The sequence below is a fragment of the Bradyrhizobium nanningense genome (assembly GCF_004114535.1).
In the GTDB taxonomy this organism is placed as follows: domain Bacteria; phylum Pseudomonadota; class Alphaproteobacteria; order Rhizobiales; family Xanthobacteraceae; genus Bradyrhizobium; species Bradyrhizobium nanningense.
In genome coordinates, this window is record NZ_LBJC01000032.1 from 41,670 (window position 1) to 61,869 (window position 20,200).

Annotated in this window: 19 protein-coding genes and 1 pseudogene; 17 read left to right on the forward strand and 3 right to left on the reverse strand. The window is 63.8% G+C overall.

The window, feature by feature from the left end; translation table 11 throughout:
* Positions 1-849, forward strand: coding sequence for a 3-deoxy-8-phosphooctulonate synthase (gene kdsA, locus XH84_RS28035; protein WP_128919376.1), 849 nt, complete (start codon positions 1-3; stop codon positions 847-849).
* The gene (locus XH84_RS28040; RefSeq protein WP_128919377.1) at positions 849-2,057 is read left to right on the forward strand and encodes an MFS transporter; all 1,209 of its coding nucleotides are present in this window, start codon (positions 849-851) and stop codon (positions 2,055-2,057) included. Before kdsA ends, XH84_RS28040 begins: the two co-directional genes overlap by 1 nt.
* A gap of 52 nt (positions 2,058-2,109) precedes the next feature.
* Here the strand turns inward: XH84_RS28040 and XH84_RS28045 are convergent, their stop codons facing one another.
* Complete coding sequence (locus XH84_RS28045; protein WP_128919378.1) at positions 2,110-2,997, reverse strand: helix-turn-helix domain-containing protein; 888 nt, start codon at positions 2,995-2,997, stop codon at positions 2,110-2,112.
* A 315-nt stretch (positions 2,998-3,312) separates the two neighbouring features.
* On the opposite strand from XH84_RS28045, the pseudogene XH84_RS28050 reads away from it, so the two are divergent.
* From XH84_RS28050 to XH84_RS28065, 3 genes and pseudogenes are all read left to right on the forward strand, one after another.
* Positions 3,313-4,952 (forward strand): annotated as a pseudogene (locus XH84_RS28050) (flavin-containing monooxygenase).
* Positions 4,953-5,008: 56 nt separating this feature from the next.
* Complete coding sequence (gene acmB / locus XH84_RS28055; RefSeq protein WP_128919379.1) at positions 5,009-6,202, forward strand: methyl acetate hydrolase AcmB; 1,194 nt, start codon at positions 5,009-5,011, stop codon at positions 6,200-6,202.
* A gap of 345 nt (positions 6,203-6,547) precedes the next feature.
* Positions 6,548-6,763 (forward strand): hypothetical protein, encoded by a 216-nt coding sequence (locus XH84_RS28065; RefSeq protein WP_128919380.1) that lies wholly within the window; start codon positions 6,548-6,550, stop codon positions 6,761-6,763.
* A gap of 48 nt (positions 6,764-6,811) precedes the next feature.
* Here the strand turns inward: XH84_RS28065 and queF are convergent, their stop codons facing one another.
* Positions 6,812-7,264, reverse strand: coding sequence for a preQ(1) synthase (gene queF, locus XH84_RS28070; RefSeq protein WP_164936247.1), 453 nt, complete (start codon positions 7,262-7,264; stop codon positions 6,812-6,814).
* A 158-nt stretch (positions 7,265-7,422) separates the two neighbouring features.
* A complete protein-coding gene (locus XH84_RS28075) occupies positions 7,423-8,400 on the reverse strand; it encodes a Vgb family protein (RefSeq protein WP_128919382.1) in 978 nt (325 codons plus the stop codon).
* A gap of 172 nt (positions 8,401-8,572) precedes the next feature.
* Between XH84_RS28075 and eno the strand changes: the two genes are divergently transcribed.
* From eno to XH84_RS28135, 12 genes are all read left to right on the forward strand, one after another.
* Complete coding sequence (gene eno, locus XH84_RS28080; RefSeq protein ID WP_128919383.1) at positions 8,573-9,856, forward strand: phosphopyruvate hydratase; 1,284 nt, start codon at positions 8,573-8,575, stop codon at positions 9,854-9,856.
* 50 nt (positions 9,857-9,906) lie between these two features.
* Positions 9,907-11,040 (forward strand): zinc-binding dehydrogenase, encoded by a 1,134-nt coding sequence (locus tag XH84_RS28085; RefSeq protein WP_128919384.1) that lies wholly within the window; start codon positions 9,907-9,909, stop codon positions 11,038-11,040.
* Positions 11,041-11,155: 115 nt separating this feature from the next.
* Entirely contained in the window at positions 11,156-12,154 is a 999-nt protein-coding gene (locus tag XH84_RS28090) for an MBL fold metallo-hydrolase (RefSeq protein WP_128948515.1), read from the forward strand.
* Positions 12,155-12,333: 179 nt separating this feature from the next.
* Positions 12,334-12,885 carry an NADPH-dependent FMN reductase gene (locus XH84_RS28095; RefSeq protein ID WP_128919386.1) on the forward strand — a complete coding sequence of 184 codons (552 nt, stop codon included), beginning with the start codon at positions 12,334-12,336 and terminating at the stop codon, positions 12,883-12,885.
* Between the two features lie 156 nt (positions 12,886-13,041).
* The gene (locus XH84_RS28100) at positions 13,042-13,359 is read left to right on the forward strand and encodes an FtsB family cell division protein (protein WP_128919387.1); all 318 of its coding nucleotides are present in this window, start codon (positions 13,042-13,044) and stop codon (positions 13,357-13,359) included.
* 217 nt (positions 13,360-13,576) lie between these two features.
* Positions 13,577-14,536: a helix-turn-helix domain-containing protein gene (locus tag XH84_RS28105; RefSeq protein WP_164936248.1), complete on the forward strand. Its 960-nt coding sequence runs from the start codon at positions 13,577-13,579 to the stop codon at positions 14,534-14,536.
* Between the two features lie 318 nt (positions 14,537-14,854).
* Positions 14,855-16,372, forward strand: coding sequence for an aldehyde dehydrogenase (gene adh / locus XH84_RS28110; RefSeq protein WP_128919389.1), 1,518 nt, complete (start codon positions 14,855-14,857; stop codon positions 16,370-16,372).
* A 67-nt stretch (positions 16,373-16,439) separates the two neighbouring features.
* Complete coding sequence (locus XH84_RS28115; RefSeq protein WP_128919390.1) at positions 16,440-16,784, forward strand: DUF779 domain-containing protein; 345 nt, start codon at positions 16,440-16,442, stop codon at positions 16,782-16,784.
* 152 nt (positions 16,785-16,936) lie between these two features.
* Positions 16,937-17,959, forward strand: coding sequence for a pyruvate dehydrogenase (acetyl-transferring) E1 component subunit alpha (gene pdhA / locus XH84_RS28120; RefSeq protein WP_128919391.1), 1,023 nt, complete (start codon positions 16,937-16,939; stop codon positions 17,957-17,959).
* A 29-nt stretch (positions 17,960-17,988) separates the two neighbouring features.
* A complete protein-coding gene (locus tag XH84_RS28125) occupies positions 17,989-19,377 on the forward strand; it encodes a pyruvate dehydrogenase complex E1 component subunit beta (RefSeq protein ID WP_128919392.1) in 1,389 nt (462 codons plus the stop codon).
* A gap of 3 nt (positions 19,378-19,380) precedes the next feature.
* Complete coding sequence (locus tag XH84_RS28130) at positions 19,381-19,683, forward strand: DUF5076 domain-containing protein (RefSeq protein WP_092181243.1); 303 nt, start codon at positions 19,381-19,383, stop codon at positions 19,681-19,683.
* A gap of 2 nt (positions 19,684-19,685) precedes the next feature.
* A complete protein-coding gene (locus XH84_RS28135) occupies positions 19,686-20,138 on the forward strand; it encodes a nucleoside deaminase (RefSeq protein ID WP_128919393.1) in 453 nt (150 codons plus the stop codon).
* The last annotated feature ends 62 nt before the right edge of the window (positions 20,139-20,200 follow it).

The window sequence follows — 20,200 nt, forward strand, 5'->3', positions numbered from 1 at the left end:
TTGAGCTCTTCGCATTCAGCGGCGCCGGTCGTCACCATTGGCAGCGTCAAATTCGGCAATGACCTGCCGATCTCGGTCATTGCCGGACCCTGCCAGCTCGAAAGCCGCCAGCATGCGCTGGAGGTTGCCTCGGCGCTGAAGGAGATCGCGGCGCGGCTGAACATCGGCCTCGTCTACAAGACCTCGTTCGACAAGGCCAACCGCACCAGCGCGTCGGCGGCGCGCGGGCTGGGCCTTTCGCAGTCGCTGCCGATCTTCGCCGAAATCCGCGCCTCGCTCGGCCTGCCTGTGCTGACCGACGTGCATGAGGCCACGCAATGCGCCGAGGTCGCGCAGGCGGTGGACATCCTGCAGATACCCGCCTTCCTGTGCCGGCAGACCGATCTGCTGCTGGCTGCGGCTGCGACCGGCAAGGTCGTCAACGTCAAGAAGGGCCAGTTCCTCGCGCCCTGGGACATGGCGAATGTCGTCACCAAGATTACCAGCGCTGATAATCCCAACGTGCTCGTCACCGAGCGCGGAGCGTCCTTCGGCTACAACACGCTGGTCTCCGACATGCGCGCGCTGCCGATCCTGGCGCGCACCACCGGCGCGCCCGTCATCTTCGACGCCACCCATTCGGTGCAGCAGCCGGGCGGGAAGGGGACCTCGTCGGGTGGCGAGCGCGAATTCGTGCCGGTGCTCGCGCGTGCTGCAGTTGCGGTCGGCGTCGCCGGCGTCTTCATCGAGACCCATCCCGATCCTGATCGCGCCCCCTCCGACGGCCCCAACATGGTGCCGCTGCGCGAGTTCGAAGGGCTGATCGCCAGGCTGATGGCGTTCGACGCGCTGGCAAAGAATCCGCGCTGATGCAGCAAGGCGAGCTGCGGCCGCACGATCACGGCTTGCCGACGGCGCTCTACGTCATCTCAGGGGCAAGCTTCGCCGCAGCATTGTCGGCGCGCGCGCTCGATCCGGTGCTGCCGCACGTCGCCGAGGATTTCGGCGTCAGCATCGCCACCGCCGCGGGCTTTGCCGCAGTGTTCGCCTTCACCTTCTCGATCATCCAGCCCATCGTCGGCGCCGCCGCCGATCTGTTCGGCAAGACGCGGCTGATGATCGGCTGCCTCGCGCTGCTCGGCCTCGCCAACATCCTGGGCGCGCTCTCGTCCTCGTTCTCGGTTTTGTTCGCGACCCGCATCCTCGCCGGCATCGGCTCGGGCGGCGTGTTTCCGGTGGCGCTCAGCCTGACCAGCGACCTCGTCGGGCCCGAGAAGCGCCAGGTTGCGATCAGCCGCACGCTTGCGGGGGCCATGACCGGCAATCTGCTCGGCGCCTCGGCTTCAGGTCTGATCGGCGATTTCCTCGGCTGGCGCGGTGTGCTGGCGGTGCTCGGGGGGCTCGTGATCGTGGCGTCGATTGCGGTCGCGGCCGGCTTTCGTGGCGCCAAGGTCAAGCACCCGCCGAAGACGAGCCTGTCGGCGCTGAAGGCCGGCTATCGCACCATCTTCACCAACCCGAATGCCTATGTTTGTTATTCGGCGGTGTTCATCGAAGGCTGCTGCGTGCTCGGCCTGTTTCCCTACGTCGCCTCATTTCTGTTCGAGCTCGGCCAGACCTCGCTCTCGATCGCCGGTGTGGTCATCGCAGGCTTTGCGGTCGGCGGCCTGTTCTACACGCTGACGGTGTCGCGCCTGCTGCCGTGGCTCGGCGTGAAGGGAATGATGATCGCCGGCATGACGCTGGTCGCCTCGCAGCTCGTCGCCGTGGCCTTCGGCCCGCGCTGGGAGATTCAGGCGCTGAACCTCGTCGTCATGGGCTGGGGATTCTATATTGCCCATGGCTGTCTTCAGGTGTTCGCAAGCGAACTCTCGATTGGGGCGCGGGCGACGGCGCTGTCGCTGCATTCGTTCTTCTTCTTCATGGGGCAGACCGTGGGACCGCTCGCCTACGGCTTCGGGCTCGAACACGCTGGCAAGCTCCCGACCCTGTTTGCCAGCGCCGCGGTCATGGTCGTGCTGGGCCTTGTCTGTGCCCGGCTGCTCAAGCCGCGGGCACCCTCCGACGCGCGCACCTGACGGACGGCGATACGATGCAGTCCGGTTGGATCGCTGGACTCGGTGGAGGAGGCTAGCTCACGCAGTTCTTGCGATACTCGGCCGGCGTGACGTTCATGTGTCTGCGGAAAATCCGATTGAGATGGCTTTGATCGGAAAATCCGCTCAAGAGCGCAATTTCCTTCAACGCGAGCCGATCCTTGCGCAGATGTTGGCGGGCGCGCTCCACCTTGCGGCTCAGGACATAGGCATGCGGCCGCATGCCATAGTGCACCTGGAACTTGCGCGCGAACTGCACCGGCGAGCAGTTGCAGATATTGGCCAGCTCCTCGAGCGTGATGTTCCTGGAGATGTTCTGTTCGACATAGTCCTCGATCAGCCTTGCATGGGCTGGCCTGAAGCGCCCCTGCGGACAGGGCAGCTTGAATTCCACCGAGGCATATTTTCGCAAGATGTGCACGCTCGCCTGAAGCGCCAGCGCATCGTAGCAGAGCCGGCCGCCCGGACCGCCTTCGGACACTTCCTGCACCATCCGGTCGCCGATCCAGGTCAGCACCGGATCTTCGATTCTGAGCAGATCGTGGAGTTCGACGCTTCCTGAGTCGCGGTCGAATGCCTCGCTCGCGGTCTTCGTCATCAGGCTCGGCGAGATGTAGAAATGGCTGACTTCGAGGTCATTGCTCCAGCGCCAGTTCGAAGGCTCCGCACGTGTCAGCAGGGTTGTGACACCACGTCCAACGTGATCCTGCTTCCAGGCGCCGGTCACACGGCGGTTCATCGACGTTGTGCCTTCGCGATAGACGACGATCAGGAAGTTCTCCGACGGCGGCACCCAAATGTCGGACGGCGCATAGCGGAAGACGCGCAGCCGAAAGTCAGTGTTGCCCACCGCGGAACTGTCCAGCATCAATTGGCCGGGAGCGTAGCGTGGCAGCTCCTCGACCGTGATGAATTGGCCCATCGCGCGAGACTCCTTCCCCGAATTCTAAGGCGCGGTTGACCGCTTCTGCTTCTCATTGGCCGAACGGCGGAGACGAGCATAAGCCGGTTTTGCCATTTGCCAAGCGAGCCGTGTTGCTGAACTGCAGTACCGGCAAGAGAGCGTGCGGCTTCGTTCAAAGAAATGTCCGATTTGTTCAAGCTCCAGCCGCCGGAATACTCATAGCTTTCCCCCAATCCCGTACTGACGGGATCAACAATGACGCGCTGCACCACCATCCGATCGTATGACGGGTGGGGAAGGTCGTGCGCACTCAAAACCATCGAGGAGGAAAAAATGGCGGAAGCGCTGACCAAATCCAACGGAAGCAACGGTTCGCATGGAACCGCGAGGCTCGATGCCGTGATTGTCGGAGCCGGCGTCGCCGGGCTCTACCAACTCTATCGTCTGCGCGAGCAGGGATTGAGCGTCAGGGGATCGACGCCGCGTCGGGCGTCGGGGGCACCTGGTATTGGAATCGATATCCCGGCGCGCGCTTCGACTCCGAGGCCTACATCTATCAGTATCTCTTCTCAGAGGAGCTCTACAAGGGTTGGAGCTGGAGCGAGAAGTTTCCGGGCCAGCCCGAAATCGAACGCTGGATGAATTACGTCGCCGACCGTCTCGATCTGCGCAAGGACATCCAGTTCAGCACGACGGTCGAGAGCGCGCATTTCAACGAGGCCACGCAGCGCTGGCTGGTCACGACCGACCGGGGTGACGTGATCGACACCCAGTTTCTAGTCACCTGCTGCGGCATGCTGTCGGCTCCCTACGTTCCGTTTCCGGGGCAGGAGACTTTCAAGGGGCAGTTGTTCCATACGGCGCGCTGGCCGAAGCAGCCTGTCGACCTCGCAGGCAAGCGCGTCGGAGTTATCGGCAACGGTGCGACCGGCATCCAGGTCATCCAGACGATCGCCGGCGATGTCGGCCATCTCAAGGTGTTCATCCGCACGCCGCAGTACATCATCCCGATGAAGAATCCGAAATTTGGAGCCGCGGATGTCGAGGACTACAAGGCGAGATTCAAGTCGCTCACCGAACGCCTGCCGCGCACCTTCACCGGCTTTGAATACGACTTCGAGCACGCCTGGGCAGACCTCACGCCGGAGCGCCGCCGCGCGGTCATCGAGGCTTGCTGGAATGACGGTTCCCTGAAGCTATGGATATCCTCGTTCGCCGAGCTGTTCTTCGACCCGGAGGTCAATGCCGAGATCTCCGCATTCGTGCGCGGGAAGATGCGCGAGCGGCTCGGGGATCCGAAACTGTGCGAAGCGTTGATTCCCGCCGAATATGGGTTCGGAACGCACCGTGTACCTCTCGAGCAGAACTTCCTCGAGGTCTTCCATCGTCCCAACGTCGAGATCGTCAGCGTCAAGAGCAATCCGATCGATCGCGTAACGCCCACGGGTATTCAGACCGCTGACGGTACGGTCCATGAGCTGGATGTCATTATCCTTGCAACCGGCTTCGACGCCGGCACCGGTGCCTTGACGCGCATCGATATCAGGGGCCGCGGCGGCCGATCGCTGAGGGAGGACTGGGGCAGCGACATCCGCACCACGATGGGCCTGCAGGTTCACGGCTATCCCAACCTGTTCACGACCGCCGTTCCGCTCGCACCGTCGGCCGCGCTGTGCAACATGACCACGTGCCTGCAGCAGCAGGTCGAATGGATCGATGACTGCATCAAGTACATGCGCAGCAAGGATCTGAAGGTGGTCGAGCCGACAAAGGACGCCCAGGACGGCTGGGTGGCCCATCACGACGAGATCGCGAACGCGACGCTGATCGCGAAAACCAATTCCTGGTACCTGGGCTCGAACGTCGAAGGCAAGCCGCGCCGTGTCCTGTCGTATTGCGGCGGCGTCGGCGCGTATCGGCAGAAGTGCGACGAGGTCGCGGTGAACGGTTACGAGGGCTTCGCGATGCAATGAGCGCTCGCCACGCGAGCATCGACCACATCAATCAATTCAGCACGGGAGGGAAGATCATGATCATGAATTTTGGCGCGACGGCAGATGCCGTTCTCGACGGCGTCGTCACATCCACACCGCGCGTGCCCGGCGTTGTTGCAATGGTGACGGACCGCCGGCGCAACATCTATGAAGGCGCGGCCGGCAAACGCCGTCTCGATCAGACGGCGGACATGACCACCGACAGCGTCTTTGCCATTTTCTCCACGACCAAGGCGATTACCGGCACGGCCGTTCTGCAACTCGTCGAGGAGGGCAAGCTCGATCTCGATGCGCCCGCGAAGCGCTACGCGAACGAGATCGGAGAGCTGCAGGTGATCGAGGGCTTCGATGCGGCGGGTGAGCCAATCCTGCGTGCACCGAAGCGCGATATTACCACGCGCATGCTGATGACCCACACGGCGGGCCTGAGCTACGATTTCATCAACCACACCTATAACCGACTGGCCCAGGAGAAGGGGCAGCCCAACGTGATCACCGCGACCAAGGCCTGCCTGATGACCCCGCTGCTGTTCGATCCCGGCGAGCGCTGGGACTATGGGACAAATCTCGACTGGTGCGGCCAGATCGTCGAGGCCATCACGGGCAAGCGACTCGGTGAAGTCTTCAAGACGCGCATCTTCGAACCGCTCGGGATCAAGGACATGACCTTCGAGCTGACCGACGCGATGCGCCAGAAACTGGCCGGCATCCACGCGCGAAACGCCGACGGGTCGCTGACGCCGATGGATTTCGAGCTTCCGGCAAAGCCCGAAGTCCATATGGGCGGCCACGGCCTGTACGGCACGGTCGGCGACTACATGCGTTTCATCCGCATGTGGCTGAATGACGGGGCTGGCGAGCACGGGCGCGTGCTGAAAGCCGAAACCGTGCGGATGGCGGAGAAGAACCATCTGGGCGACAGGAAGGTAACGCCGATCACGGGTGTCATCCCGTCGCTGTGCAACGACGCGGAATTCTTTCCGGGCCAATCCAAATCCTGGGCGCTGAGCTTCATGGTCAACGACGAGGAAGCCCCGACGGGACGTCCCGCCGGCGCGCTGGGCTGGGCCGGGCTGGCCAACCTGTTCTACTGGATCGATCGGCAGAACAACGTCGGCGGGTTCTGGGCCACCCAGATTCTGCCCTTCGGCGATCCGACATCGTTCATCGGCTATATGAACTTCGAGACGGCGTTCTACCAGAGCCTGAGGCAGCGCTTGGCGAGCTAGGACCATGATGCGAGAGCGACCTCGTCGCTGTCGACCGAGGCCGTTTCTCTCGATGGTCAAACGTGACCGAGCTAGGCCCTGACCCCGCCCGCGATACGGCGCGACGCCTTGCTCGGGCACCCACAGGCCCTTAGACCGTGGGACCGCTCGCCTACGGCTTCGGGCTCCAGCACGCCGGCAAGGTTCCAACCCTGTTTGCCAGCGCCGCGGTCATGGTCGTGCTCGGCCTTGTCTGTGCCCGGCTGCTCAAGCCGCGGGCACCCTCCGACGCGCGTACCTGACGAAGGCGCGCCGGACCCCTGCAACTCAATCGGACGCCCTGCCTTCGGCGTGCTACAGCCAGGGATGACAAAGTTTCTGATCGCCGCGCTGCTCGCCATTGCTCCGGTCGCCGCGCAGACGTCTCAAGCACAGCCCAAGCCACCCGTAACGGATCGCGAGCAGGTGCAAGCTGACCGCGCGAAAGCGGCTGCCGAGGACAAGAACGCGCCGACCACGCGTCCATGGGACAGAGATGCCAGCGGCAAACGTCCCTGGGAAAGGTCATCCATCTCCAAGTAGCACGGCGCGAGTCGTGACCGGGTTCGCGCGCTTCGCTATTCGTCGATCTCAGCCCCGCCCGCGATAGGGCGCGACGCCTTGCTCGGGCACCCACAGGCCCTTCGGCACGCGGCCGGTCTGCCAGAACACGTCGATCGGAATGCCGCCGCGCGGATACCAATAGCCGCCGATGCGCAAGAATTTCGGCTTGATCTCTCTCGCGATGCGCTTGCCGATCATCACGGTACAGTCCTCGTGGAAGGCACCATGGTTGCGGAAGCTCGCGATGTAGAGTTTGAGCGATTTCGACTCCAGCAGCCACGCACCTGGCGCGTAGTCGATCATCAGATGCGCGAAATCCGGTTGGCCCGTGACCGGACAAAGTGAGGTGAATTCCGGCACGGTGAAGCGCACCAGATAGTCGGTGCCCTTTTGCGGATTGGGCACGCGGTCGAGCTGAGCGTCTTCCGGTGTGTGCGGCCACTCGACCGCACGGCCGAGCTGGAGGGATTTCTTCGCCATCGTCGTCACATCCTGTGGAGCATGATCCGGACCCGGAGGGCCGCGTTAGCGCAAAGTGGGCACCGGTTTTCCGAAAGATCATGCTCAGTCAAAAACAGCTAGAGCGCGATAAGATCGCGCTCTAGAGGATGCCGGGATGGACGCAAATGCCGCGGCCGTCAACCGGCGGCGATCGTCTGGATCATGACAATGCGATCGTTACCGGACTCGCAGCCCCAGAGCTCACCCGCTCGTCCGTCGAGCTGGCGCACATTGGCATTGGCCTTGTCGCTGGCGAACGCGTTGAACGTCTCGGTCGAAGGATCGAAGCGGACGATGGCGTTGGCGGAGAAATCGCTCAGCCAGACCTTGTCCTTGTCGTCGACATAGACCGCGTAGGGGCGGGGGCGCTCGCCCGGCAGCTTCCACGTCTTCCACGACCCATCGGCGGGATCGTGCACCGAGACATGGCCGCTGTTCCATTCGCTGACCCAGATCCGGCTTTTCGAGTCCGACCACACGCGCCGTGAGCCCTGGCCCGGGGTCGGTGGCTCGACGATGCTGGCATTGCCGGTCGCACGGTCGATCCTTGCGATATGGCTGCCGGCGAGCGAGGCGTACCAGACATCGCCCTTGGGGGTGACCGTGATGCCGTACGGGCCGACGCCCTTGGGCGCCCTGAACACCTTCATGTCGCCAGACGTCGGCGCGAGGCGGCCGTAATAGCCGGACTGGCCGGTGAACCAGTAGGTGCCTTCCTTGTCGAACACGCCGGTGTTGAGATTGGCGGCAGCGAACTTTTCGGGCAGGCGGAACAGCATGACCGCGAGGTCGGACGGATCGACCCGCGCGATGGCGTTCTGGCCGCCCTCGGCGATCCAGGGCGCGCCGTCGGGGCCGATGGTCACGCCATGCGGAGCCGCGCCCTGACCGAGGCTGACCGTCTTGAAATGGCCATCGCGGGGATCGAGCCTGCCGAGCAGGCCCTTGCCCTGCGCCGTGAACCAGACCGAGCCGTCAGGGGCGGGGGCCAGATCGTGCAGGCCGATGCCGGCACTGATTTGGAAGTATTTTGTCCGGAACGGGCTCTCCTGGGCAAAACCTGGGCGGGCCGCCAGCAGGGCGGCGCTCGAGGCGAGAAACTGGCGGCGATTCATGGCGTTACCCCGACTGTTTGGGATTGAGGATGGACGCACGGATCTGGTCCTCAAACCTAATCCTGGGGACTTCACGCGTCAGTCGAAGCCCGCCGTCCAAGCGTTCACATTTGCTTGCGGCCCGTGTAAGACCCGCGGCACCGATCAGCCCTAACGAACGGAAGTGCACATCATGACCGCCATTATCGACATCATCGGCCGCGAAATCCTCGATAGCCGGGGCAATCCCACCGTCGAGGTCGATGTCGTGCTGGAGGATGGCGCGCTCGGCCGCGCTGCCGTGCCCTCCGGCGCGTCCACGGGTGCCCATGAGGCCGTCGAGCTGCGCGACGGCGACAAGGCCCGCTATCTCGGCAAGGGCGTCACCAAAGCGGTCGGCGCCGTCAACGGCGAGATCTTCGAGGCCCTCAGCGGCCTCGATGTCGAGCAGCAGGCCCAGATCGACCAGATCATGATCGACCTCGACGGCACGGCGAACAAGAGCCGGCTGGGCGCCAACGCCATCCTCGGCGTCTCGCTGGCTTGCGCCAAGGCGGCCGCGAACTCGCTCGACATGCCGCTCTATCGTTACGTCGGCGGCACCTCGGCGCGCCTGTTGCCGGTGCCGATGATGAACATCATCAATGGCGGCGTCCACGCAGACAACCCGATCGACTTCCAGGAATTCATGATCCTCCCCGTCGGCGCCTCGTCCTTCGCCGAGGGTCTGCGCTACGGCGCGGAAGTCTTCCACACGCTGAAGTCCGAATTGAAGAAGGCCGGCCACAACACCAATGTCGGCGACGAGGGCGGCTTTGCCCCGAACCTGCCCTCGGCCGACGCCGCGCTCGACTTCGTCATGAACGCGATCGGCAAGGCCGGCTTTAAGGCGGGAAGCGACATCGTGCTCGGCCTCGACTGCGCCTCGACCGAGTTCTTCAGGGACGGCAAGTACGTCTATGAAGGCGAGGGCAAGGCCCGCTCGATCTCCGAGCAGGCCAAGTACCTTGCTGACCTGGCCTCGCGCTATCCCATCGTGACGATTGAAGACGGCATGTCGGAAGACGACATGGACGGCTGGAAGGAGCTCACCGACCTCGTCGGCAAGAAGTGCCAGCTGGTCGGCGACGACCTCTTCGTCACCAACGTCAAGCGCCTCGCCGACGGCATCAAGGCCGGCCGCGCCAACTCGATCCTGATCAAGGTCAACCAGATCGGCACGCTGACCGAGACGCTCGCCGCCGTCGAGATGGCGCACAAGGCCGGCTACACCTCGGTGATGTCGCATCGCTCCGGCGAGACCGAGGATTCCACCATCGCCGACCTCGCGGTCGCCACGAATTGCGGTCAGATCAAGACCGGCTCCCTTGCACGTTCCGACCGCACCGCCAAATACAACCAGCTCCTGCGCATCGAGCAGCAGCTCGGCAAGCAGGCGCTCTACGGCGGCAAGGCGGCACTGAAGGCGCTGGCATAAGCCAGCGTCACCGCGCGAGGCGCGAAAAACGAAGACAGGGGAGGACCGACATGAGCGACGGCAGGACCGGACTGCAACTGCGTTCGCTGCTCAAGAAGAGCGGCGAGCTGGAATTGTCCCTCGTGAATGTCCCGACGCCGGAGCCGGCCGACGACGAGGTCGTGGTTCGGGTCGAGGCCACCCCGATCAACCCCTCCGACCTCGGGCTCCTGATCGGGCCCGCCGACATGTCGGCCGCCAAGGCCTCCGGCACCAAGGAGATGCCGGTCATCACCGCGACGATGCCGGAGGCCGCGATGCGAATGATGGGGGCCCGGCTCGATCAATCGCTGCCGGTCGGCAACGAGGGGGCCGGCACGGTGATCGGTGCCGGATCGTCGGACGCGGCGAAAGCCCTGATGGGCAAGACCGTGTCGATGATCGGCGGTGCGATGTACACGCAATATCGCGTGCTGAAAGTGCGCGACGTCATGGAGCTGCCGGCGGGCACCACGGCGGCCGACGGCGCGTCCTGGTTCGTCAATCCGCTGACCGCGCTCGGCATGACCGAGACGATGCGGCGGGAGAACCACAAGGCGCTCGTGCACACCGCGGCTGCGTCCAATCTCGGCCAGATGCTCAACAAGGTCTGCATCAAGGACGGCATCGGCCTCGTCAACATCGTCAGGAGCAAGGAGCAGGCCGACATCCTGCACACGATCGGCGCCAAATACGTCGTGGATTCCAGCGCACCAAGCTTTACGGACGATCTTACCAATGCGCTGGTCGAGACCGGCGCCACGATCGCGTTCGATGCCATCGGCGGCGGCAAGCTGGCCAGCCAGATCCTGACCGCCATGGAAGTTGCGGCCAACAAGACCGCGAAGGAATACAGCCGCTATGGCTCCAACGTGTACAAGCAGGTCTACATCTACGGCAGCCTGGACAACCGTCCGACCGAATTGAGCCGGTCGTTCGGACTGACCTGGGGCGTCGGTGGTTGGCTGCTGACGCCGTTCCTCCAGAAGATCGGTCCGGCCGAGATCAGCCGCCTGCGCCAGCGCGTGGCGTCCGAGCTCAAGACCACCTTCGCCAGTCACTACACCAAGGTGGTGTCGCTGACCGAGGCGCTCGATCCCGCCAACATCGCCGTCTACGCCAAACGCGCCACCGGCGAAAAATTCCTCATCAACCCAAATAAATAATCGTGATGTGCGAGGGCACGTCACCGCAGGAAGGTCTTGCCTTCTGAGCAAAGCGGGAGATTATTTCGCCGCTATTGAATGCGGAAACCGCAAGGGCTCAGAAGGGGACCTCTCCATGACCGATTTCAATCGTCGTCATCTGCTCGCAGGCGCCGCTGCCGCCGCTGCGGCTGCCGTGACCGGGCTTCGCCCGTCCATGATCAATGCCGCAGTGCCGCAAGCGGGGATGCAGGCGCCGGGCTTCTATCGCTACAAGGTCGGCAGCTACGAATGCACCTCGATCAACGACGGCGCGCGCACATTTCCGATGCCGGACAAGTTCGTCGCCAATCTGTCGAAGGACGAAGCGCTGGCCGCGGGCGCGGCGGCCTACATGCCGAAGGGCATGGTCACGGTGCCGTTCAACCCGCAACTCGTCAATACCGGCTCCAAGCTTGTCCTGATCGACACCGGCAACGGCATTGCGAATTTCGAGGCGAGCAAGGGTGCGGTCGGCCGCACGCTGCAAAACCTCCAGGCTGCAGGCGTCGAGGCGAAGAACATCGACGTCGTGCTGCTCTCGCATCTGCACCCCGATCACACCAACGGCATTCGCCTTGCCGACGGCGCGCTCGCGTTCCCCAATGCGGAGATCATGGTGCCGGGCAAGGACTGGGAATTCTGGACCAGCGAGGACAACGCGGCCAAGGCCGAGTCCAATCCGATGATGAAGAACTACTTCGCCAACGTGAAGAAGACCTTTGCCGGCCTGGAGTCCAAGGTCACCAAATACGAGTGGGGTAAGGAGGTCGCGCCGGGCATCACCTCGATCGCAACGCCGGGCCATACGCCGGGCCACACCTCGTTCGCGGTCGCATCGGGCGATGCCAAGGTGCTGATCCAGTCCGACGTCACCAACATTCCGGAATTCTTCCTGCGCAATCCCGACTGGCACGTGATGTTCGACAACGATGCCGCGCTGGCGCAGGAGACGCGCCACAAGTTCTACGACATGGCGGCGGCGGAGAAAGCGACCGTGATCGGCTTCCACTTCACGTTCCCGTCGGTCGGCCACGTCGAGAAGGACGGCGCCAAATATCGCCTGATCCCGTCGGCCTGGAATCCGACGATCTGACCGGGTGGGACGTCTGTGCCAGAGATCAGGCCGCCGCATGGCGGCCTGATTGTTTTGGGCGACCATCTGCTTTCGCGAAACACAGCGTTTCCAAATCGGGTCAGTTCATGCACTTGCATCAATTGGCCCGGATCGCTTAAGTGGCCCGGCACTTCCCCTCAAGGTTTCAAGGACACCTCATGGCTCACACCATCGTCACGATCGCCGGCAGCCTGCGCAAGGAGAGCTTTTCGCTGAAGATCGCCAACGCGCTCGCCAAGCTCGCGCCTGATACGCTGAAGCTCGAGGTTATCACGCCGGCGGGGATCTCGTTCTTCAATCAGGACCTTGAGGGTGCACCGCCCGCGGACTGGCTGGCCTTCCGCGACAAGCTTCAGAAATCGAACGGCGTCCTGTTCGTCACCCCCGAATACAATCGCTCGATCCCGGGCGTCCTCAAGAACGCCATCGACGTCGCCTCGCGTCCCTATGGCAAGAGCTCGCTCCTCGGCAAGCCGGTCGGCATCATCTCGAACTCGCCGGGACCGCTTGGCGGCGTCAGCGCGGCCAAGCATCTGCAGAATATCCTGCCGGGCATTTCCGGTCTGCTGCTCCAGCAGCCGGAAATCTACCTCAACGCCGTCGGCGATGCGTTTGATGCGGACGGCAACCTGATCAAGGACTCCCTGAAGACGGTGCTGCAGCAGTACATCGGCGCCTTCGCCGCGCACGTGGCGAAGAACCAAGGCTGAGCACGTACTCTCTCCGTCATGGCCGGGCTTGTCCCGGCCATCCACGTCTTTGCGGATCAAGACCAAGAACGTGGATGGCCGGGACAAGCCCGGGCATGACGACAGGTGGGGGCTTGAATTAGCACTCCCTTAACCAACCTGTCCCATCTTCCCAGGATGGTCTCCCGCGCACGCCTGAAATCGATCCTGACCGGACTTGCCCTCTACGCGATGGCGGCCGCGATCGTCGGCTATTTCGGCATCAACGCCTATACCGGCAAATACGGCCTCAACGCCCGTCAGGAACTCGACCAGGAGATCATCGCACTGACCAGCGAACTGGCCCAGCTCAAGCGCGAGCGCGCCAAGAGCGAGCAGCGGGTGTCGCTGCTGCGGTCCGAGCGGATCGACCCCGACATGCTGGACGAGCGGGCGCGCTTCCAGCTCGACTATGTCAATCCGCGCGATTTGGTTCGGATGATCCCGGCGAAGTAGCGTTTTCCGCAAGCTTCGAAACCGACACGAAAGCCGCTGCCGAAATCCGACCATTGTGCCCGCGGCTCCTGCGAAGGTCGTAAGTCCGAAACCTGCCGGTTGCCTTGACGGCAGCGTCGCGACGGGCTCATGGCTTTCCGTGGCGCTCTTTCGAAGTTGACGCAGATCAAACAGGTGGCGCCGGCACGTTCTAGTCTGTCATCCGGAGGAAACTGTGATGAATGGGTCGGTGCCCCGGCATCACGCGGCCCGTGTCGAGGCCGCCATCGCGTCAGGCCAGGCGGCACGATCCGCGCTCGTGGCCTCGTGGCGCCGTTCGTCCAGATTGCATCATCTCGATCCCGGCGGCCGCACCTCGCCGATACGGCTGACCGAAACCGAGCTGCACCAGGCGCGCGAGCGCGTCGCGCCGCTTCTGGCTGCCGCGCAAGGCGCGATGGACCGGCTGTATCAGGCCGTTGGCGCCAGCGGCTGCTGCGTGCTGCTTGCCGACGGCGAGGGTGTGCCGGTCGATCGTCGCGGCACAGCGGCGGATGACGCGACGTTTCAGTCCTGGGGCCTGTGGACCGGTGCGCTCTGGAGCGAGGAGCACGAAGGCACCAACGGCATCGGCACCTGTCTCGTCGAGCAGCGTGCGCTGACGATCGACCGCGACCAGCATTTCTTCGCCCGCAACACGCTTCTGAGTTGCACCGCGGTTCCGATCTACGACCATGAGGCGGCGCTTGCCGGCGTGCTCGACGTCTCCTCCTGCCGCGCCGACCGGACCGATGCATTTTCCAGTCTGATCGCGCTCGCGGCGGGCGAGGCGGCCAAGCGGATCGAAGCCGATCTGTTCCGTAAGGCGTTCGCCCATGCCCGCATCGTGCTGACGCAGGCCGCGGACGGTCAATGCGGGGGACTCGTCGCGGTCAATGCGGACGATCTCGTGATCGGCGCGACCCGCTCCGCCCGGCTGGCGCTCGGAATTGCCCCTGGCCGGGCATTGCAGCCGGTACCCGCAGCCGATCTGCTCGGCGGCGATACCGCGCGCGATCATCTTGCCAGCGGTCAGCGCGCCGTGGTGCAGCGGGCGTTGCTCCGCGCCGGCGGCAATGTCTCGGCGGCCGCCAAGGCCCTCGGCGTCAGCCGGGCCACGCTGCATCGGAAGCTGAAGCGGTTCGAGCTGAACCACTGAGCCGCGCCGTATCTCTCAGCCGTCATCGCGAGGAGCCTGCGACAAAATTGCGAAGCAATTTTGCGCTGGCGACGAAGCAATCCAGAGCCCCTCCATGGAAAGATTCTGGATTGCTTCGCTGCGCTCGCAATGACGCCGTGGAAGCTGCCAGCTCTCAATCTCGCACTGCCTTGCCCCCCGACCTGTCGCAGAACTGCGACAGGTCTGCTCCGCCATCGCTCCTACCTGGGCTGACAAAAAACACCTCTCGCATCATCGTCCGCGCAAGTCGCGGGCCACGCGACGAATTGCGCAAATAGCAATCAACGGGAGTGATCAATGAACAAGGTGGAATTCCTCAATCTCACGAAGAATCCCTTCGCCGCGAGCTACGACAATTTCATCGGCGGCAAATGGGTGGCCCCGCGTTCCGGCAAGTACTTCGACAACGTCTCCCCGGTGACCGGCCAGGTCGTCTGCAAGATCGCGCGCTCCGACGCGCAGGACATCGAGGCCGCGCTCGATGCGGCGCATGCGGCCAAGGGCGCCTGGGGACGGACCAGCGTCGTGGAACGCGCGATCATCCTCAACAAGATCGCCGATCGCATGGAAGAGAACCTCGAGCGGCTCGCGATCGCCGAAACTTGGGACAACGGCAAGCCGATCCGCGAGACCCGCGCTGCCGACCTGCCGCTGGCGATCGACCACTTCCGCTATTTCGCCGGCGTCGTGCGCGGCCAGGAAGGCACGATCGGCGAGATCGATGATGACACCGTCGCCTACCACTTCCACGAGCCGCTCGGCGTCGTCGGCCAGATCATTCCCTGGAACTTCCCGTTGCTGATGGCCTGCTGGAAGCTCGCGCCCGCGCTCGCCGCCGGCAATTGCGTGGTGCTCAAGCCGGCCGAACAGACCCCTGCATCGATCCTGGTCTGGGCCGATATCATCGGCGACCTCCTGCCGCCCGGCGTCCTCAACATCGTCAACGGCTTCGGCCTCGAAGCTGGCAAGCCGCTGGCATCCAGCCCGCGCATCGCCAAGATCGCCTTCACCGGCGAGACCACGACGGGCCGGCTGATCATGCAATATGCCAGCCAGAATCTTATCCCGGTCACGCTCGAACTCGGCGGCAAGTCGCCGAACATCTTCTTCAAGGACGTGCTGGCCGAGGATGACGATTTCTTCGACAAGGCGATCGAAGGCTTCGTGATGTTCGCTCTGAACCAGGGCGAGGTCTGCACCTGTCCGAGCCGGGCTCTGATCCATGAGTCGATCTACGAGCGTTTCATGGAGCGAGCGCTCAAGCGCGTTGCCGCCATCGTCCAGGGCGACCCGCGCGATGCCGCGACCATGATCGGCGCGCAGGCCTCCGGCGAGCAGTTGGAGAAAATTCTTTCCTACATCGACATCGGCAAGCAAGAAGGTGCCAAGATCCTGGCCGGCGGCGCGCGTGCGAAGCTTTCCGGCGATCTTGCCGGCGGCTTCTACGTCCAGCCCACGGTGTTCCACGGTCACAACAAGATGCGGATCTTCCAGGAGGAGATCTTCGGACCGGTCGTGTCGGTCACGACGTTCAAGACCGATGAAGAAGCGCTGTCGATCGCCAACGACACGCTCTACGGCCTCGGGGCCGGCATCTGGAGCCGCGACGCCAACCGCTGCTACCGCTTCGGCCGCGCCATCCAGGCGGGCCGGGTCTGGACCAACTGCTACCACGCCTATCCCGCGCACGCGGCATTCGGCGGCTATAAGCAGTCGGGCATCGGGCGCGAGACCCACAAGATGATGCTCGATCACTATCAGCAGACCAAGAACCTCCTGGTCAGCTATAGCCCGAAGAAGCTCGGTTTCTTCTGATCGACTAGCAGGGCGGCGCAATCCATTCTCCCATTGCGCCGCCCTGCGTACTGGCGGGGCACGGCTCATGCACGACAAGGTCAGCGCCACGGACGCAGCGCTCGAGCTCCTGGCCGAGATCTGTGCGGATCACGGCCCCGTCCTATTTCATCAGTCCGGCGGTTGCTGCGACGGCTCGTCGCCGATGTGCTATCCGGCCGGCGAGCTCGTCATCGGTGAGACCGACGTACTGCTTGGTTATATCGGCGGCATGCCGTTCTATATCAGCGGCCCGCAATTCGAGGCTTGGAAGCACACCGACCTCATCATTGATGTCGTTGCCGGGCGCGGCGGAATGTTCTCATTGGACAACGGACGGGAGAGGAGGTTCTTGACCCGGTCCCGAATCTGTTCGCGCGGCGGCGGCGATTAGATTTGTTGCCCGATCAGCGCCAAAGATTTTCCAATATTTCGACCACGTTGCAGTGCGGCATAATGAAAGTCGTGCCATGTCGCCGCGGTGCTTTCCAAGGGCGTTTGACTTGGGTTAGAGAGGGCGAGAGTTTTCTCTGACCCGGAATTCCTATGGCCGCACCCAAGAAAGCCGCCGCAAGCACTCCACAGGACAAGACCGACGGCGGTTCGCCTCCAGAATTCACCAGGGAGCAGGAGCTCAAGGCGCTCCGCGACATGCTCCTGATCCGGCGGTTCGAGGAAAAGGCCGGCCAGCTCTACGGCATGGGCGCGATCGGCGGTTTCTGCCACCTCTATATCGGTCAGGAGGCCGTGGTGGTCGGCATGCAGATGGCCCTGAAACAGGGCGATCAGGTCATCACCGGCTATCGCGATCACGGCCACATGCTCGCCACCGGCATGGACGCCAACGGCGTCATGGCCGAGCTCACGGGCCGCCGCGGCGGCTATTCCAAGGGCAAGGGCGGCTCCATGCACATGTTCAGCAAGGAGAAGCACTTTTACGGCGGCCACGGCATCGTCGGCGCCCAGGTCTCGCTCGGGACGGGCCTCGCCTTCGCCAATCACTATCGCGGCAGCGACAATGTCAGCGTCACCTATTTCGGCGACGGTGCGGCTAATCAGGGCCAGGTCTATGAGAGCTTCAACATGGCGGAGCTCTGGAAGCTGCCGGTGATCTACGTCATCGAGAACAACCGCTACGCCATGGGCACCTCGGTCTCGCGCGCCTCGGCACAGCAGGATTTCTCCAAGCGCGGCGCGTCCTTCAACATCCCCGGCAAGCAGGTCGACGGCATGGACGTCCGCGCCGTGAAGGCTGCGGGCGAGGAGGCGGCGGCCTGGTGCCGCGCCGGCAAGGGCCCCTACATCCTGGAGATGCAGACCTACCGCTATCGCGGCCACTCGATGTCCGACCCTGCAAAATATCGCACACGCGAGGAGGTCGAGAAGGTCCGCCACGACCAGGACCCGATCGAGCAGGTGCGCAACCGCCTGTTGGCCGCCAAGGTCGGTGAGGCCGATCTCAAGGCGATCGACGCCGAGGTACGCGACATCGTCAACGCCTCCGCCGATTTCGCCCAGCATGATCCCGAGCCGGATGCCGCCGAGCTCTGGACCGACGTTTACCGCTGAACGCGCGCAAGCTTTCGTTTGGAGAAGATATGCCAATTCAAGTGCTGATGCCCGCGTTGTCGCCCACGATGGAGAAGGGCAATCTCGCCAAGTGGCTGAAGAAAGAGGGCGAGACGATCAAGTCCGGCGACGTCATCGCCGAGATCGAGACTGATAAGGCGACGATGGAGGTCGAGGCGACCGATGAGGGGACGCTCGGCAAGATCCTGATCCCCGAGGGGACCGCCGACGTCGCCGTGAACACGCCGATCGCGACCATCCTCGCGGACGGCGAGAGCGCGGCGGATCTCGCCAAGGCGCCCGCGCCGGCCCAGCAGGAGAAAGCCGCGGAATCGGCAGCCCCGGCCGCCGCAAAGGCCGAAGCACCTCGGCCCAAAGCCGCTCCCGCGCCGCAGGCCGTCGCTGAACCCGATCCGGAAGTGCCCGCTGGCACCGAGATGATCACGCAGACCATCCGTGAAGCGCTGCGCGATGCCATGGCCGAGGAAATGCGCCGCGATGCGGATGTCTTCGTGATGGGCGAGGAGGTCGCCGAATATCAGGGCGCCTACAAGGTCACGCAAGGGTTGCTCCAGGAGTTCGGCGCCAAGCGCGTCATCGATACCCCGATCACCGAGCACGGCTTTGCCGGCGTCGGCATCGGCGCCGCGATGACAGGCCTCAAGCCCATCGTCGAGTTCATGACTTTCAACTTCGCCATGCAGGCGATCGACCAGATCATCAACTCGGCGGCCAAGACGCTCTATATGTCCGGCGGCCAGATGGGCTGCTCGATCGTATTTCGCGGCCCGAACGGAGCCGCCGCCCGCGTCGCCGCCCAGCACAGCCAGGACTATTCGGCCTGGTACTCCAACGTTCCCGGCCTCAAGGTCGTCGCCCCGTTCTCGGCGGCCGATTACAAGGGCCTGCTCAAGGCCGCGATCCGCGACCCCAATCCGGTGATCTTCCTCGAGAACGAGGTGCTCTACGGTCACACCGGCGAAGTCCCCAAGCTCGACGACTTCGTGATCCCGATCGGCAAGGCCCGCATCGTGCGCTCCGGCAGCCACGTCACCATCATCTCCTGGTCGAACGGCATGACCTACGCGCTCAAGGCCGCCGACGAGCTCGCCAAGGACGGCATCGAGGCCGAGGTGATCGATCTGCGCACGCTGCGCCCGATGGACACCGAGACCATCGTCAACTCGGTCAAGAAGACCGGCCGTGCCGTGACGGTGGAAGAGGGCTGGGCCCAGAGCGGCGTCGGCGCCGAGATCGCCGCGCGCATCATGGAGAACGCGTTCGATTATCTGGACGCGCCTGTTACGCGCGTCTCCGGCAAGGACGTGCCGATGCCCTATGCCGCAAATTTGGAGAAGCTCGCGCTGCCCTCGGCGGCGGAAGTCGTCGAGGCCGCCAAAGCCGTCTGCTACAGGTAGATCATGGCGGGTCCGAAGGAGCAGCCACTGCCGCCCGACGTCATGACCCGCGAAGACGCGGTCGAGATTTTGCGCGTGTTCGTGCTGGATGGCGGGCTGTCGATGGCGTTCCAGCGCGCCTTCGAGGAGCCCGACATGTGGGGCCTGTTGCTGGTCGATCTCGCCCGCCACGCCGCGCGCGCCTATGCGCGCGAGAGCGAATATACCGAGGAGGACGCGCTGAACCGGATCCTGGAGATGTTTCAGGCCGAGATCGAGCGTCCCACCGACACCGGCACCACGACGCCGCGCGGCAAGGGGCACTGACCGTGGCGATCGAATCCCATCATTTCGATTTCATGCTGGAGGCGATCCGCGAGGCCGAGGCTTCGATCGCGCAAGGCGGACTGCCGATCGGCGCCGTGCTGACGCGCGATGGCAAGATCATCGCCCGCGGCCACAACAACCGTGTGCAGGAGAACAACCCGATCCTGCACGGCGAGATGAGCTGCCTGCGCGAAGCCGGCGCGATCTCGTTCCACGACACGATCATGTACACCACGCTGTCGCCATGCGCGATGTGTGCCGGCGCGCTCGCGCTGTTCAAGGTCAAGCTGGTGGTGATCGGAGAGTCCGTCACCTTCGCGGGCTCCAAGGACATCCTCGACAAGTTCGGCATCCCCTGGATCGACCTTGCCGACGACCGCTCCATCGCCATGATGAAGAATTGGCGTTCCATCCCCGCCAATGAGCGCCTCTGGCAAGGCGACATCGGCAACTAAACCTGGTCTGTTCGTCTTCGGCCGTCGAAGACGAATTTTTGCAAAGTTCTTCTTGAGGTCAG

Excerpts from the sequence above, each read along its gene's own strand:
- XH84_RS28040 (WP_128919377.1), top strand. The coding sequence starts at position 849 with ATGCAGCAAGGCGAGCTGCGGCCGCACGATCACGGCTTGCCGACGGCG.
- XH84_RS28045 (WP_128919378.1), bottom strand. The coding sequence starts at position 2,997 with ATGGGCCAATTCATCACGGTCGAGGAGCTGCCACGCTACGCTCCCGGC.
- acmB (WP_128919379.1), top strand. The coding sequence starts at position 5,009 with ATGATCATGAATTTTGGCGCGACGGCAGATGCCGTTCTCGACGGCGTC.
- XH84_RS28065 (WP_128919380.1), top strand. The coding sequence starts at position 6,548 with ATGACAAAGTTTCTGATCGCCGCGCTGCTCGCCATTGCTCCGGTCGCC.
- queF (WP_164936247.1), bottom strand. The coding sequence starts at position 7,264 with ATGGCGAAGAAATCCCTCCAGCTCGGCCGTGCGGTCGAGTGGCCGCAC.
- XH84_RS28075 (WP_128919382.1), bottom strand. The coding sequence starts at position 8,400 with ATGAATCGCCGCCAGTTTCTCGCCTCGAGCGCCGCCCTGCTGGCGGCC.
- eno (WP_128919383.1), top strand. The coding sequence starts at position 8,573 with ATGACCGCCATTATCGACATCATCGGCCGCGAAATCCTCGATAGCCGG.
- XH84_RS28085 (WP_128919384.1), top strand. The coding sequence starts at position 9,907 with ATGAGCGACGGCAGGACCGGACTGCAACTGCGTTCGCTGCTCAAGAAG.
- XH84_RS28090 (WP_128948515.1), top strand. The coding sequence starts at position 11,156 with ATGACCGATTTCAATCGTCGTCATCTGCTCGCAGGCGCCGCTGCCGCC.
- XH84_RS28095 (WP_128919386.1), top strand. The coding sequence starts at position 12,334 with ATGGCTCACACCATCGTCACGATCGCCGGCAGCCTGCGCAAGGAGAGC.
- XH84_RS28100 (WP_128919387.1), top strand. The coding sequence starts at position 13,042 with ATGGTCTCCCGCGCACGCCTGAAATCGATCCTGACCGGACTTGCCCTC.
- XH84_RS28105 (WP_164936248.1), top strand. The coding sequence starts at position 13,577 with ATGAATGGGTCGGTGCCCCGGCATCACGCGGCCCGTGTCGAGGCCGCC.
- adh (WP_128919389.1), top strand. The coding sequence starts at position 14,855 with ATGAACAAGGTGGAATTCCTCAATCTCACGAAGAATCCCTTCGCCGCG.
- XH84_RS28115 (WP_128919390.1), top strand. The coding sequence starts at position 16,440 with ATGCACGACAAGGTCAGCGCCACGGACGCAGCGCTCGAGCTCCTGGCC.
- pdhA (WP_128919391.1), top strand. The coding sequence starts at position 16,937 with ATGGCCGCACCCAAGAAAGCCGCCGCAAGCACTCCACAGGACAAGACC.
- XH84_RS28125 (WP_128919392.1), top strand. The coding sequence starts at position 17,989 with ATGCCAATTCAAGTGCTGATGCCCGCGTTGTCGCCCACGATGGAGAAG.
- XH84_RS28130 (WP_092181243.1), top strand. The coding sequence starts at position 19,381 with ATGGCGGGTCCGAAGGAGCAGCCACTGCCGCCCGACGTCATGACCCGC.